The 14236-nt window shown below is 59.3% G+C and carries 13 protein-coding genes; 7 read left to right on the forward strand and 6 right to left on the reverse strand.

From position 1 onward, the window contains the following. Positions 1-33 precede the first annotated feature (33 nt). The 4 genes from VMH34_07080 to VMH34_07095 form a co-directional block, all read right to left on the reverse strand. Complete coding sequence (locus tag VMH34_07080) at positions 34-2337, reverse strand: TonB-dependent receptor (protein HTT08536.1); 2304 nt, start codon at positions 2335-2337, stop codon at positions 34-36. A gap of 213 nt (positions 2338-2550) precedes the next feature. Continuing rightward, on the reverse strand, positions 2551-2787 hold the full coding sequence (locus VMH34_07085; GenBank protein ID HTT08537.1) for a hypothetical protein: 237 nt from the start codon (positions 2785-2787) through the stop codon (positions 2551-2553). 121 nt (positions 2788-2908) lie between these two features. Beyond that, positions 2909-3190, reverse strand: a complete 282-nt coding sequence (locus VMH34_07090) for a SelT/SelW/SelH family protein (GenBank protein ID HTT08538.1) — start codon at positions 3188-3190, stop codon at positions 2909-2911. Further along, positions 3187-4413, reverse strand: coding sequence for an MFS transporter (locus VMH34_07095; protein ID HTT08539.1), 1227 nt, complete (start codon positions 4411-4413; stop codon positions 3187-3189). The genes VMH34_07090 and VMH34_07095 overlap by 4 nt, the downstream gene beginning before the upstream one ends. A gap of 65 nt (positions 4414-4478) precedes the next feature. Between VMH34_07095 and VMH34_07100 the strand changes: the two genes are divergently transcribed. Continuing rightward, positions 4479-4961, forward strand: coding sequence for a CYTH domain-containing protein (locus VMH34_07100; protein HTT08540.1), 483 nt, complete (start codon positions 4479-4481; stop codon positions 4959-4961). Between the two features lie 42 nt (positions 4962-5003). Here the strand turns inward: VMH34_07100 and VMH34_07105 are convergent, their stop codons facing one another. Further along, positions 5004-6710, reverse strand: coding sequence for an OFA family MFS transporter (locus VMH34_07105; protein HTT08541.1), 1707 nt, complete (start codon positions 6708-6710; stop codon positions 5004-5006). A 133-nt stretch (positions 6711-6843) separates the two neighbouring features. Here VMH34_07105 and moaA point away from each other — a divergent pair, with 133 nt between their 5' ends. From moaA to glp, 6 genes are all read left to right on the forward strand, one after another. After that, entirely contained in the window at positions 6844-7845 is a 1002-nt protein-coding gene (gene moaA / locus VMH34_07110) for a GTP 3',8-cyclase MoaA (protein ID HTT08542.1), read from the forward strand. A gap of 302 nt (positions 7846-8147) precedes the next feature. Continuing rightward, complete coding sequence (locus tag VMH34_07115) at positions 8148-9662, forward strand: aldehyde dehydrogenase family protein (GenBank protein HTT08543.1); 1515 nt, start codon at positions 8148-8150, stop codon at positions 9660-9662. A gap of 126 nt (positions 9663-9788) precedes the next feature. Continuing rightward, positions 9789-10616: a sulfite exporter TauE/SafE family protein gene (locus VMH34_07120; GenBank protein ID HTT08544.1), complete on the forward strand. Its 828-nt coding sequence runs from the start codon at positions 9789-9791 to the stop codon at positions 10614-10616. 68 nt (positions 10617-10684) lie between these two features. Further along, positions 10685-11317: a molybdenum cofactor guanylyltransferase MobA gene (gene mobA / locus VMH34_07125; GenBank protein HTT08545.1), complete on the forward strand. Its 633-nt coding sequence runs from the start codon at positions 10685-10687 to the stop codon at positions 11315-11317. Continuing rightward, positions 11314-11862 carry a molybdopterin-guanine dinucleotide biosynthesis protein B gene (mobB, locus tag VMH34_07130; protein ID HTT08546.1) on the forward strand — a complete coding sequence of 183 codons (549 nt, stop codon included), beginning with the start codon at positions 11314-11316 and terminating at the stop codon, positions 11860-11862. Before mobA ends, mobB begins: the two co-directional genes overlap by 4 nt. Then, positions 11859-13127: a gephyrin-like molybdotransferase Glp gene (glp, locus tag VMH34_07135; protein ID HTT08547.1), complete on the forward strand. Its 1269-nt coding sequence runs from the start codon at positions 11859-11861 to the stop codon at positions 13125-13127. The genes mobB and glp overlap by 4 nt, the downstream gene beginning before the upstream one ends. An 8-nt stretch (positions 13128-13135) precedes the next feature. On the opposite strand, the gene ada is transcribed toward glp, so the two are convergent. Further along, positions 13136-14215, reverse strand: a complete 1080-nt coding sequence (ada, locus tag VMH34_07140; protein ID HTT08548.1) for a bifunctional DNA-binding transcriptional regulator/O6-methylguanine-DNA methyltransferase Ada — start codon at positions 14213-14215, stop codon at positions 13136-13138. Positions 14216-14236 lie beyond the last annotated feature (21 nt).

The following is a 14236-nucleotide window of genomic DNA, read 5'->3' on the forward strand; positions in this document are numbered from 1 at the left end:
CGTCAGCATTAATTCCGCATACGTGAAGTTTGACTACAGCGATATCTTGAGGCCCACCCATCCGCCAAAGGGCACGCCGGGACTTGCCATGCGGGGATCGGTGATGCTTGAAAACGGCGGGAAGGGAACATCGTCGGGTTCGCCCAGAATGCCGAAGGTCTCATAATCGGTGTCAAAGAGATTTTCGATGCTGGCGAAAGCAGTGATGTGCTTGTTGATGACATAGTTGCCGTGGAGGTTGACGACGGCGTAGCCGTCCAGGGGCTTGAGCTGATTGGCCTCGTCGCCAAAGAGAACCTGGTCCGAGTTGTACACCACGTCGCCGCCGATGGACAGGCTCGGCGTAAGCGCGTAGTCGGCGCCCAACTTGACATTATGCTTGGGGATGCCCGGGATCCGATCGCCGGACACGACCTGGATGGTGCTGTCGGCGGCGGCATTCGGATGATTAGGGCTGCTTTCAGTGAAATTTGATTCGAATGTCGCATCGACATAGCTGTAATTGAGAAACCATCTGGCCTTGCCTTGTACACCATTGAGTCCCAGTTCGAAGCCCCGTCTGCGCGTATCACCGGCATTGGCAAAAAATCCCGTCGTGCAGGTACCGCCACCCGTGCACTGGAAGAGGATGTCGTCTATGTTGGTGGTGTGGAAGACATCGACGGTGTAATTCACGCTGCCAAATACGCTGCCGCGTACACCACCCTCAAAACTCTCTGCCACCACCTGCTTGAGGGGCGGATCGGCCACAAAGGCGTTGGGCAGGAAACAGGGCGCAGTGGGATCGGAACAGGTCAGTTCCACTGGCGTCGGCGCGCGGGAGGATTCGCTGTAGCCGCCAAAAAAGTTGACGCCGGGAATGAACTGCCAGGTGAGTCCGGCGGCGGGATTAAACCGTGAAAAAGAGTGTGACCCATTGATATCGCCGGTGCTGTCGCTGAGCGTGATCTTGGTGTCGTTGTAGCGGCCGGAAACTGAGAGAGTGAGGTCCTTGGTGATGGAAAATGCGTCCGTGAAGTATGCGGATGCGGTGCGGCTGGTGGTGCCGGCATCGCTGGCCACCGAGGGGATACTCAGTCCGCTGGCTGCGGTCGAGCGATCGGCAAGCAGCGTCGCCGCCTCCGTTGATGAATTAAAGTCACTCAGGCCGCGATCATAGCCGACGCCGGCAATGAACTGGTTGTCATGACTGAACAACGGCAACAGCAGCGTCGCCTGCAAAGTACCGCCGAAGGTTTCAGAGTCGGTGACGGTCTGGTGGAAAACCGCGTCAAAGGTTGAAGGAATGGAATTGCCATTCTGATCCAGCACCGGGTTCCCGTCATCGTCCAGCAACACCGCCGTGTTGGTATTGAAGTCGGTGGTGTCGCCGTTGGCGGTATGAGTGTCCGTGGTGCGGTAATAAATGTTGCCGGAGGTTTGGAACTTGTCAGTGAACCAGTGCGCGCCCTCCAGGTTGACCAACGTCATGTCATTTTTGGTCTGGTCGGGAGAAGTAAAGATGGATGCGCGATCGGAGGCCAGCACGGAAAGGGGTTGCACCCCGTTCCCGATGAGGTCGGTGTTTCCGTGGCTGATATGGAGATCAAGGCTGTCATTCGCGTGCCGCCAGCTCAGCGTTGTAAAGAAGTTGACAGCGTTGGAAGGCGAGGCATCGCGCCAGCCATCCTCGTTGAAATAGCGTACGTTCAGGTAGTAACCCAGCGTGCCGTTGTTGGCCCCGCTTTCCAGCGAAGTCACCACCCGCCCAAAGGAGCCGCCATAGGCTTCAAGGCTGTGGCCCGGATCGGTGAAACCGTTTTTACTTTGTATCGAGAGGGCGCCGCCGAGGGTGTTCAACCCGAACACTGGATTGGCGCCGCTGATGAGATTGATGCTGGCGATGGATGATTCCGGCAACAAATCCCAGTTGACTATGTCGCCGAACGCCTCGTTGAAACGCATGCCGTCGAGGTAGACGGAAATGCCCTGCGGCGTACCCAACAGGGGGGAGGAAGTGAAACCGCGGTACAACACGTTGGGTTGCAACGGGTTGTCCTGCGCGTCGTTGATATTGACGCTGCCCAGATTGTTGCGCGCAAAGCCGGTCAGATCCAGGTTCTGCGAGCGCTCAAGATCGGCGCTGGTAGCAGACTGGACATTGGTTGGTACCTTGTCCTTGGGAAGGCCGACGCCGTGAACTGGCGTAACTCCGACGACCTCCACTTCCGGCAGTGTTTGCGTATCGTCCGCCAGCACCGGTAACGCGTAGCCCGCGGTGCACACCATCAACACGACCAGCGTGCCGCTAGTGCAACATTTCCGTGTGAGTCCGTTTATGCCCGACAAATTCAACATGGCTGGAGCCCCCCCTCGATGCCGAACGATTGATTCCGTCGACGTTGCCGACAACCTGCAGGAATATCAGAAATTCAGTCCCCTGCCCGGAGTCACATCGCTAGAAAGCGATGGATTTCAAACGGCAACGCCTGTTATGTAGGCATGCAAGGTATTACGGCTGGCATGGAATGAATACGGCACGCGTTCCATAAAAATTGGGAATATTTCCCTTCAGCGGCAGGGCGAACCATATTTCATGCCCTTGCCGCAGCTGGATTGCAACAGGCGTGATGACCATCCCGCCGAAAATCGATTCCGCTGAGGAAGGCAACCTGAATACGCCTTCTTCAGCCCATGCCACCCCATAGCTAAAATTTCCACAACGATGGCGCCCACAATGGCGAACAGCCAAGGCAGGCCCAAGGCCAGCATTTCGAGCGTGAGTATCCCGAGATTCGAGTGCCCCATGAACCGTCATGCTGAAGCCGGTTCATGGCCCCTCCAACGGGATCATTCCCGAAGAAGCAGTGAAGGTATTTCCTGGGTTGTAGTGAAAAAATGAATGCGGTTGGAGATAACAGGCGTGATGCTACGCGGGTTTGTCGCTATGGCCCAGTGATTTACCTGGTGCGATGCGATCGCGGACAAGCTGCTTCAAATCCTTGGCCTCGGGGAAAACGCCCGCCTGCGCCTTCGAATGAACAAGTTCGCCGTCCACGCGCACCTCGAATATACCGCCGGTGCCGGGCACCAGCGTAACCCCGCCCAATTCGTCGGCGAAAGTAAACAGCAGTTCCTGCGCCAGCCACGTCGCGCGCAGGATGAAACGACACTGGCTGCAATAGATGATCTCGATGCGTGGCTTGTTCATGTCGATTTCACCTCCGCGTCCATGGCGAGGATTTGAGGTCGCAGCAACCGCAGCACCCATAGCGCCGGCCAGGCCAGTATAAAGCTCAACAGAAAATAGTTGCCCCAGCCCATGCCATCCACCATGTATCCGGCGCTGCTTCCCATGACAATGCGCCCGATGGAGGCCAGTGCCGTCAACAGTGCGAATTGCGTCGCTGAATACCGATGATCGCACAGGGCCATCAGTAATGCGGTGAAGGCGCAGGTCCCCATGCCGCTGGTCAGATTTTCCATCGTCACCACTGCCACCAGGCCCCAATAGCTCCTGCCGATGATGAGCAAGGCATAGAAACCAAGAATGGTCACCGCCTGCAAAACACCGAACATCATCAGTGCCGGATATAGCCGCCAGCGCGTCAACAAGGCGCCGGCAAACAAGGTGCCGATCAACGTGGCTGCCAGTCCCACGGCCTTGTTGATCAGGCCGACTTCCACCGTGGTGTACTGCATCTCGCGCAGCAAAAAAGTGGTGCTGAGTGCACCGGCCAGCGCATCGCCCAATTTATACAGCACGACGAACAAGAGCACCCAAGCGATCCCGGGGCGCGACAGCAACGATTCGAATGGATCGCGCAACGTCTGCGCCAGAGGATGCCGGGGTATCCGGGTCGGGGGTACCGGCGGCGCGCACCATGTCGCCAGCATGCCGATACCCATCAGAGCCGCCATCAGCAGATAAACGTTGTGCCAACCAATGTCCTCGCTCAGTATCAAGGCCAGCGCGCCGGAGGTCAGCATGGCGATGCGGTAGCCAACAGTTGTCAGGGCCGTGCCGATGCCGCGTTCGCGCGCGCCGAGCACGTCCGTGCGATAGGCGTCATAGGCCACGTCCTGCGACGCCGAGGCGAAGGCGACAAACAAAGCCAGTGCAGCAACCGGGAGCGTGCCCTGCGCCGGTGCCCAGCCCGCCATCATGGCCATGCCCGTGATCAGCGTCACCTGGCAGATCAACATCCAGCCGCGACGGCGATCCAGCCATGACGGCGCATAGGCGTCCATCCACGGCGCCCACAGAAACTTCAGCATATAGGGCAGACCCACCAGCGCAAACAGCCCGATCTGCTTGACGTCCACACCCGCCACCGTCAACCAGGCCTGTAACGTGCCGGAGGTCAATGCCAGCGGCAGCCCGGAGGCGAAACCCAGCGGCAATAAGTAACTTAAGTTCCAGCGTCTTATCATGCGAAAATGAGCATCACTTGAGAGATCTGGATCAGGCATGAATCCCCGGCGCGAGCATACACACGATGGCAGAGGAAATCGAACGCAAATTCCTGCCAAAAAATGACGGCTGGCGGCGCGCGGTGCACAAATCCACGCGCTACCACCAGGGATATCTACGCACCGGTACAGACAGCGGCTGTTCCGTGCGCGTGCGCATCGAAGGTGATGAGGCCAGGCTCAACATCAAGAGCATGACCTTGGGCGCCTCACGCGCGGAATTTGAATTCCCCATCCCGACGATGGAGGCACGGGCATTGCTGGAGATGCTATGTGCGCGGCCTTTCATCGACAAGGTGCGGCATTTCGTCGAACACCAGGGCCACACCTGGGAGATCGATGTCTTCGAGGGCGATAATGCCGGGCTCGTCGTCGCTGAAATCGAACTGAACAACCCCGATGAAACTTTTGCCAGGCCGGAATGGCTCGGGGAAGAAGTAACCGACGATCCGCGCTACTACAACGTCAATCTGGCCCAATATCCGTACAAAGACTGGCGGAAAAAATAAGTCCGCATGGATGCCGCGAAGTTTCCCGACTGCCCCGCCAGGTCAGACGTTGTCGGCAAGAAGCTCCTCCTCGGTCATGTGGTGCTTATCATGAACGGGGTGCATGATGGCGTTGCAAACCAGGGCAATCAGCAACAAACCCGCCATCAAATACATCGTGTTGTTATAGAGTTCACTGGTGGGGTCGATGGTGCCCGCGGGCGCAATCTCCATCAGTTTGGAAATGGTCACGGTATGCTGCGAGACCAGCAGCTGCAACTGGTCCACGCCGGCACCGAACTTCTGCTGGAATTTCGCCGGGTCGATGTGCGAAACCAGATCGGTTATTGCCTTGTTGACCGCGTTCTCACGCAACGATGTGATGGCAAGCGGCCCCAATACCCCGGCGGTGCTCCAGGCCGTCAAAAGCCTCCCATGAATGCCGCCGACGTATTTGGTGCCGAAAACATCGGCCAGATAGGCGGGGATGGTGGCAAAGCCGCCGCCATACATGGTGAAAATGATCATGGTTGCGGCGTAGAAATACACCAGCCAGACCGTCGACGGATTGACGCTGACATGCTGCGCGCTGTACGGGATGGAAAGATACAACACGATGCCGAGCGCAAAGAATATCCAGTAGGTGTTCTTGCGTCCGATGTAGTCAGAGGCGCTGGCCCAGAAAAACCGGCCCACCATGTTGAAGACACTGATCATGACCACGTAAGTGGCGGCGAAGGAACTGTTCACCACATTCGGCAAAGTGGTCCCGAATATCTCCGTGATCATGGTCTTGGCCACGCCCAGCACGCCGATGCCGGCGGTCACGTTGAGACACAGCACCAGCCATAACAAATAAAACTGCGGTGTCTTCAGCGCCTGATCGATGTGGACATGGTTGGAGGTCATCATTTTTTTCGTGGCTTGGTCTGGCGGCGTCCAGCCCGCCGGCTTCCAGCCCACAGCAGGGATCCGATAGGAAAACGCGGCAATCATCATGACGGTAAAGTAGATGGCGCCCAGGGTGAAAAAGGTTTGTGCGGCGCCCACCGAGCCGGTGCCGGTGACATAGACACCCTGCGGTCCCGGGACGATCATCTTGCTGATTTCGTTGGCCCCGACCACCACGACTTCCTTCAACTGCCCCGCCACTTCGGCAAAGCGCCTGCCCGCCTGCGTCACGAGCTTGACCTGATCAACGGTGCCGAGGTATTCAGGGGCCTTGTAGAACGTCTTGATGAAGTGCTCTTTGAGCGGCGCGCCGATCATTGCGCCGCCGCCGAAGCCCATGATCGCCATGCCGGTGGCCATGCCGCGGCGATCGGGAAACCAGCGGATGAGCGTGCTGACCGGCGATACATAACCCAGACCCAGGCCGCAGCCGCCAATGACCCCGTAACCGAGATAAATCAGCCACAACTGGTGGGCCAGTATCCCGAAGCCGCCGACGATATAACCCCCGCCCCAGCAGCAGGCCGCCACCACGCCGACCATGCGCGGCCCGACTTTTTCCAGCCATTTCCCGGCAAAGGCAGCCGACAGACCGAGTGACACGATGGCAACGGTGAATATCCAGACGACATCGGACAGCGACCAATCACCGGCAGCGCTGGTCACCACGCCTCTGGTCTTGATCAAGGCCGGATTGTAGATGCTCCAGGCGTAGACCGAACCAATGCATAAATGGATGGCGATGGAGGCCGGCGGGACCAGCCAGCGATTGAACCCCGGTTTCGCCACGGTGTGTTCTTTGGATAACAGACCAGCCATGTGCCCTCCCCTTGCGAATTTGTTGTTTTTTTAGTGCCTTGCGGGTATTCAGAGTGTCCAAAGTAGTGCGTCAAGTCAAGATGGGCGGGTGTATAATTAATCTGATCGTAATAATACTGTCTGGCAAACTCACATGAGCGCTCACACAACCCCGCAATTGATCGACCGTTTTGGCCGTACGGTCAGTTACGTGCGCATTTCCGTCACGGATCGATGCGATTTCCGTTGCGTGTATTGCATGGAGGAGGAAATGCAATTCCTCCCGCGGGCGCAGGTGCTGACTCTGGAGGAAATCGCCCTCGTGGGGCGGGCCTTCACGGAACTCGGCGTGCAGAAAATACGCATCACCGGTGGCGAACCGCTGGTGCGTCGCAACGTCATGACCCTGATACACGAACTGGGGGCTCTGCCCTTGCGTGAACTGGTATTGACCACCAATGGTTCCCAGCTCAGCCGCTACGCCGGCGAGTTGAAGGCCGCGAACGTCAAACGCATCAACATCAGTCTCGATTCATTACGGCCTGAACGTTTCCGTGAGATCACGCGGACCGGCGATCTTAATGCCGTGCTGGCCGGCATCGACGCGGCGCTGGAGGCCGGCTTCGAACGGCTCAAGATCAACGCCGTCATCCTGAAAAACCGCAACCACGATGAGGTCATCGATCTGACGCGTTTTGCCTGCGACAGGCTGATGGACATCAGCTTCATCGAGGAAATGCCGCTGGGCGTCAATTTTGACCATGACCGCGCCGAGGCCCATTACTCCAGTGACGAAATCCGCCGCGATCTCGAACAGGAATACACACTCTTGCCCACCGCTGAAACCACCGGTGGTCCGTCACGCTATTTCCGCCTCAAGGAGACCGGCACGCGCGTCGGCTTTATCTCGCCGCACAGCCACAACTTCTGCCATCTCTGCAACCGCGTGCGCCTGACCGCTGAAGGCCGCCTTCTGCTCTGCCTCGGCCAGGAACACTCGATCGACCTGCGCCACGTCATACGAGCGAATCCCGGCAACATGGAGATTCTCAAGCAGGCCATCCGTGATTCCATGGCCATCAAGCCCAAGGGGCACGACTTCAATCTGGCCGCGCAACCCGTCATCCTGCGCCATATGAACATGACCGGCGGCTAGCCCTGATACCGGCCGGATAGTTGGCCTAAACGCGATCCGATCACGTATTTCTGTTGCAGTTTGCGACACATCCACTATAAATCGAGCTGATTTTCGCATTTCTTGTTTATTTCCGGTCCAATCGCGCGATAATTAAGTTGATCCAGGTCAATGTCCGATGATTCAAAAAGTCATAAAAATAAAAACAGGGCGCCGGATATACCGATATTTTGACGGAATTGCTGTTTGATACCAAAAGCCAGACGGGATGCATCTCCCCGAAATTTTGCAGATGCACGAGAGATGAGTAGCAGGAGGTTTCCATGACAGCTGCACTAAAGGCATTAAGCTCCATCATTTCAAAAGAAAATATCGAGTTTCTTAAAAACCCGAAGAAGTTGTTGATAGACGGCAAATGGGTGCCCGCCGCATCGGGCGGTACTTTTGGCGTCACCAACCCGGCCACGGGCGAGGTGATTGCCCAGGTGGCCGAGGGTGACAAGGAAGACGTGAACCGCGCGGTCAAGGCCGCCCGCCGGGCCTTCGAGGACAGCGAATGGTCGCGCATGACGCCCGCCCAACGCGGCAAGGTGATCTGGCGCATCGGCGATCTGATCTCCAAGTACAACGACGAACTCGCCGAACTGGAGGCACTGGATAACGGCAAGCCTATCAGTGTCGCCAAGGCTGCGGACGTTCCCCTCTCCGCCGACATGTTCCACTACATGGCGGGCTGGGCAACCAAGATCGAGGGCAAGACCCTGCCGTTGTCAGTACTGTATACGCCGGGTGCGCGGTATCATTCCTACACGCGGCCGGAACCGGTCGGCGTGGTCGGCCAGATCATCCCCTGGAATTTTCCACTGCTGATGGCGGCGTGGAAACTGGCGCCGGTATTGGCCACCGGCTGCACCGTCGTGTTGAAGGTCGCCGAGGAAACTCCGTTGTCCGCGCTGCGTCTGGGCGAAATCATGCTGGAGGCCGGTCTGCCGGATGGCGTCGTCAACATCATCACCGGCTTCGGCGAGACCGCCGGCGCCGCGCTCGCCGGACACCCGGGCATTGAAAAAGTGGCGTTCACGGGCTCGACAGAGGTGGGCAAGCTCATCGTCAAGGCAGCGGCCCATGATCTCAAGAAAGTCACCCTCGAGCTGGGCGGCAAATCGCCCAACATTGTCCTGGCCGACGCTGATTTGGATGTCGCCATACCCGGCGCCGCCAGCGCGATCTTCTTTAATCACGGCCAATGCTGCTGCGCGGGCTCGCGCCTGTACGCGGAAAAGAAGGTGTTCGACAAGGTGGTCGAAGGCGTCGCCGAATACGCCAAAAAGATCAAGGTCGGTCCAGGCCTGGAATCCAGCACGGAAATGGGGCCCATGGTCTCAGAAACGCAGCATGAGCGCGTCGGTAGTTACCTGGAGGCAGGCCTGAAGGAAGGTGCCAAGGCCGTGGCCGGCGGCAAAAAACGCCAGGGCAAGGGCTATTTCATCGATCCCACCGTACTGGTCAATACCAAGCCCGCCATGAAAGTCATCAAGGAAGAGATATTTGGGCCGGTGGTTTGTGCCATGCCGTTCAACGGCCTCGACGCGGACATTGTCAGGCAGGCCAATGATTCGATCTATGGCCTGGCGGCGGGCGTGTGGACGCGCGATCTCAGCAAGGCGCACACGCTGGCGGCGCAACTGAAGGCCGGCACCATCTGGGTCAACTGCTACAACATCTTCGACTCAGCGCTGCCCTTTGGCGGCTACAAGCAGTCCGGCTGGGGCCGGGAGATGGGCGAGGCGGTGTTGTCCAACTATATCGAAAACAAGGCCGTCACCATCCGTTTGTAAATCCAGTCGCATTTGATGTGAGTTCAAAGGCGGGCTGCCGGCAAGCAGCCCGCCTTTTTATTCGGCGCCCCGATCCGGAAATCTGAAGTCGGTGGCCCTTCATCAATGAACGTGTCAGATTAAGCGATGAGCTTGTTCCTCGGCGTCCTGACCGGATTGGTATTGGGCCTCACCGGCGCTGGAGGATCCATCTTCGCGGTGCCGTTGCTGATGGCTGGTCTGGGTTGGACGCTCACACAAGCCGTGCCCGTTGCCCTGCTGGCGGTGGCGGCGTCCGCCGCCCTTGGTACGTACATCGCCTGGCACAAGAGCTACGTACGCTACAAGACGGCGGGTCTGATGGCGGCCGCCGGCATGCTGACCTCGCCGCTCGGCTTGAAGGCCAGCACCGCCCTGCCCCAGACAGCGCTCTCCATCTTGTTCGCGCTAGTACTTGTCGCAGTGGCAATACGAATGTTCCTGCGCGCGAGCCGCGTGCCGGAGGAAGCGGCAGTGGTGCGCGCTGCAGTGGCCGGCGACGGCAGCCACGCCCATGGACCAATCTGCCGGCTGAACGCGAACACCGGCCGCATCATCTGGACGCGGCCCTGCGCGTTGATGATTTCAGCGATCGGCCTCGTCACGGGTTTTCTCTCGGGCCTCCTGGGCGTGGGCGGCGGTTTCGTGATAGTCCCGTCCTTGCGCGCGTTCACGGAATTATCCATGCACTCGGCGGTGGCCACATCGCTGATGGCCATAGCCCTGACCAGCCTCGGCACCGTCGCAGGCGCCGTGCTGCTGGGCCGCGATTTGCCCTGGCTAATCGCAGTGCCGTTCGTAATCGGCGCCCTGCTGGGCATGACTGGCGGGCGCTGGCTGGCGCCGTACATCGCCGGTGCGCGGCTGCAAGAGGTGTTTGCCATATTGATGCTGCTGGTCGCCGCCGGCATGGCATTGCATGCCATCTCAACATGACGCCATAACAAGTTCGGTCGCGAGCCCCTTAGCTCGGTTAAAATGCGCATATCTCATGCGGGTGTTTTATGGCGCTATCACAACAAATCCGCAGTCAATTGAGCGGCCTGGTACTGGCCGGCGGGAACGCCACGCGCATGGGCGGCATGGACAAAGGACTGCTGATGCTGGCGGGCAAGCCGCTGGTTTCGCGTATCGTGCAGGCGCTGCGCACGCAGGTCGCCGATCTATTCATCAACGCCAACCGCAACCTGGAGCAATACCGGGCACTGGGTTATCCAATAATCAGTGACCTCATCGAAGGTTACCAAGGCCCGCTCGCGGGGATGGCGAGCGGTCTGCGCATTGCCAAAACCCCTTATCTGTTGACGGCCCCATGCGACTCGCCTTTCGTACCCGCTGATCTGGCGGCTCGGCTCCATGCCGGCCTCATTGACGAGAAGGCGGAGATCGCTGTCGCCGAAAATCAGGGGCGGTTGGAACCGGTGTTTGCGTTGATCGATTGCGGATTGCTGCCGTCACTGCTGAAATACCTGGACAGCGGCGAACGCAAGATTGACCGCTGGTATGCCCGGCACCGGATGGTCGCGGTGAACTTCTCCGACAATCCGCGCGCCTTCATCAATCTGAACACCCCGGAGGATCTGGCCGTCGTGGAGCAGCAAATGAAGAACTCCGACGCCATGAGGCAGGCGGGATGAAGACCACGCCATTGCTGGGCTTCGCGGCGTGGAGCGGCGCTGGCAAGACCACGCTGCTCAAGGCGCTGCTGCCGCTGCTGCGCGCGCAGAATTTGAGCATAGCCATGATTAAACATGCGCATCATGAATTCGACATCGACGTGCCCGGCAAGGACAGCTATGAATTGCGCAAGGCCGGCGCCAATCAGATGCTGGTCTGCTCAAGCAGACGCTGGGCCCTGATGGTGGAGGCTGCCACGGAACGCGAACCCAAGCTGGCCGACATGCTGCGCCATCTGCCGCGGGAGAACGCGGATCTGATTCTGGTCGAGGGATTGAAGAATGAGCCGATGGACAAGATTGAGATTCACCGCCCGGCGTTGAACAAGCCCCTCCTCTGCGCCGATGACCCCCACATTATTGCCGTCGCAAGCGACACACCGCTCACACTGCCCCGCGGACTGCCGTTATTGCCGCTCAATGAACCTGCCGTGATCGCGGATTTTATTCTGCACCGGTTTAAACTCGGCAAGCACGCCATGAAAACAGCCTCGAAATCGTCATGAGCAAAGGCGTCATTACAACTCAATCCAGTTGCGCGGATGATTACGACCCGGGTTCGCTGACCTGCGATGAAGCGCTCCGCCGCCTGCTTGCGGCAGTGTCGCCGGTGGATGGCATCGATCATGTGACTTTGCGCAATAGCCTGGGCCGCGTATTAGCGGAAGACGTCGTCTCCAACGTCAATGTCCCGGCATACGCCAACTCGGCGATGGACGGTTACGCTGTGCGCAGCGGTGATTTGCCCGTGCAGGACACGGTGCGGTTGCGTATAGCCGGCAGTTCCTATGCTGGCAAGCCCTGTTCCGCCACGGTGCAACCGGGCGAATGCGTGCGCATCACGACCGGCGCCATCCTGCCGCAGGGCGCAGATAGCGTGGTGATTCAAGAGCATGTTGAACGGCTGGGTGACAAGATCCGGGTGGGCGGCGGCCACAAGGCCGGCGACAACGTCCGCGCCGCCGGCGAAGACATTGCCGTGGGACAAACCGTGCTGAAGACCGGACGGCGGTTGACGCCGGCCGATCTGGGCCTGCTGGCCTCGCTCGGCATCGGCACCGTGCCGGTGCGGCGACGATTGAAAGTGGCGTTCCTGTCCACCGGGGATGAGTTGAAACCCGTGGGTGAGCAACTGGCGCCCGGTGAAATCCACGACAGCAACCGCCATACCCTCCACGCCATGTTGACGCGCCTGGGTGTCGAGGTCGCTGATTTCGGGATCGTGCGCGATGACCGCGCCGCCACCCGCGCTGCCTTCAAGGGCGCCGCGCGGGGACGGGATGCCGTCATCAGCAGTGGCGGTGTCTCCGTCGGTGAGGCCGACTTCGTGAAGGAAATCCTGAATGAGCAGGGAAAGATGAATTTCTGGAAAGTGGCGATGAAGCCGGGCCGGCCGCTCACCTTCGGACAGCTAGGTGATGCCGTGTTTTTCGGCCTGCCTGGAAATCCGGTATCGGTGATGGTGACGTTCTACCAGTTCGTGCAGCCCGCGTTGCGCAAGATGATGGGCGAGGCGCCGCATGCACCGCTGCTGTTGAAAGCCGTCACACGATCGCGGCTCAAGAAGAAACCCGGCCGGGTGGAATTTCAGCGCGCGATGCTGGAATGCGATGAAAACGGCAGGCTCTCCGTCAGCACCACGGGCATGCAGGGCTCCGGCATCCTCACCTCCATGTCGCAGGCCAACTGCTTCATCATCCTGCCGATGGACAGCGGCAATATCGAAGCCGGTGCATTGGTCGATGTGCAACCTTTCGATGGTTTGATCTAATTTACGTCTCAGCCAGCCTCTCTATCGAGCAAAAGGCGCTTGCGCTCGATGCCCCAGCGATAGCCGGACAATGCGCCGTCGTTCCGCACCACGCGATGGCAGGGGATGGCCACCGCCAGCGTGTTCGCGGCGCAGGCCTGCGCCACGGCCCGGACCGATTTCGGCCTGCCGATCCGCCTGGCAATCTCCGAGTAGCTCGCCGTTTTGCCTGCCGGTATTGTTCTGAGCGCCTGCCACACGCGCTGTTGAAACGCAGTTCCACGCACGTCGAGCGGCAGGTCGAGTCCCCGCTGCGGCGCCTCGACGAGGCCCACAATTTTGGCGACGAGTCGCTCGAACCCCTTGTCGCCGCCGATCAGGTTGGCGCGCGGAAATTTGTCCTGCAAGTCACGCACAAGCTTATCGGGGTTATCACCCAGAAAAATGGCGCAGACGCCGCGCACACTGCAGGCCACAAGGATGGAGCCGAGCGAGCATTCGCCGATGGCGAAGCGTATCTCCGTGTTGGCGCCGCCGGCCCGGTAGTCCCTCGGCGTCATACCCAGCATATGCGTGGCAGTCGCATAGAACCGGCCGCTGGAGACGAAGCCCGCGTCATAAATTGCGTCGGTCACTGTTGCATTCCTTCCCAATCTGTCGCGAATACGTTTCTGGCGGTGGGCCATCGCATAGGCCTTGGGCGTCACGCCAGTCACCGCCTTGAAAATCCGGTGGAAATGGTAGGGGCTGAGCCCGGCGGCCTTGGCGAGTTCATCCAGTTTGGGCGATTTTTCCGCGGCTTCGATGAGACGACATGCCCTGGCCACCGCCGCCGTATATTGCGCATGGAGCGCAGGTTGATCCGGTTTGCAGCGTTTGCAGGGTCGGAAGCCCGCTGCTTCGGCCTCGGCGCATGTCCTGTGAAAACGCACGTTCATTCGCTTGGGCAGACGCGCCGGACACGACGGCCGGCAATACACGCCCGTCGTTTTCACGGAATAATAAAACCCGCCGTCGAAAGAGCGGTCTTTTGCGACCACCGCGGCCCAGCGCGGATCATCGCCGGCGGGCGCCTTCCTACGAGCTGGTTTTTGAATCATCCGGGGCATGTTGAAGCGTCAAGTGTATTT

Source organism: Gammaproteobacteria bacterium (assembly GCA_035501935.1).
Lineage (GTDB): Bacteria > Pseudomonadota > Gammaproteobacteria > JAJPIJ01 > JAJPIJ01 > JAJPIJ01.

Bases quoted from the DNA above. Each gene is read 5' to 3' on its own strand.
- VMH34_07080 (HTT08536.1), bottom strand. From the start codon at position 2,337: ATGTTGAATTTGTCGGGCATAAACGGACTCACACGGAAATGTTGCACT.
- VMH34_07085 (HTT08537.1), bottom strand. From the start codon at position 2,787: ATGGGGCACTCGAATCTCGGGATACTCACGCTCGAAATGCTGGCCTTG.
- VMH34_07090 (HTT08538.1), bottom strand. From the start codon at position 3,190: ATGAACAAGCCACGCATCGAGATCATCTATTGCAGCCAGTGTCGTTTC.
- VMH34_07095 (HTT08539.1), bottom strand. From the start codon at position 4,413: ATGATAAGACGCTGGAACTTAAGTTACTTATTGCCGCTGGGTTTCGCC.
- VMH34_07100 (HTT08540.1), top strand. From the start codon at position 4,479: ATGGCAGAGGAAATCGAACGCAAATTCCTGCCAAAAAATGACGGCTGG.
- VMH34_07105 (HTT08541.1), bottom strand. From the start codon at position 6,710: ATGGCTGGTCTGTTATCCAAAGAACACACCGTGGCGAAACCGGGGTTC.
- moaA (HTT08542.1), top strand. From the start codon at position 6,844: ATGAGCGCTCACACAACCCCGCAATTGATCGACCGTTTTGGCCGTACG.
- VMH34_07115 (HTT08543.1), top strand. From the start codon at position 8,148: ATGACAGCTGCACTAAAGGCATTAAGCTCCATCATTTCAAAAGAAAAT.
- VMH34_07120 (HTT08544.1), top strand. From the start codon at position 9,789: ATGAGCTTGTTCCTCGGCGTCCTGACCGGATTGGTATTGGGCCTCACC.
- mobA (HTT08545.1), top strand. From the start codon at position 10,685: ATGGCGCTATCACAACAAATCCGCAGTCAATTGAGCGGCCTGGTACTG.
- mobB (HTT08546.1), top strand. From the start codon at position 11,314: ATGAAGACCACGCCATTGCTGGGCTTCGCGGCGTGGAGCGGCGCTGGC.
- glp (HTT08547.1), top strand. From the start codon at position 11,859: ATGAGCAAAGGCGTCATTACAACTCAATCCAGTTGCGCGGATGATTAC.
- ada (HTT08548.1), bottom strand. From the start codon at position 14,215: ATGCCCCGGATGATTCAAAAACCAGCTCGTAGGAAGGCGCCCGCCGGC.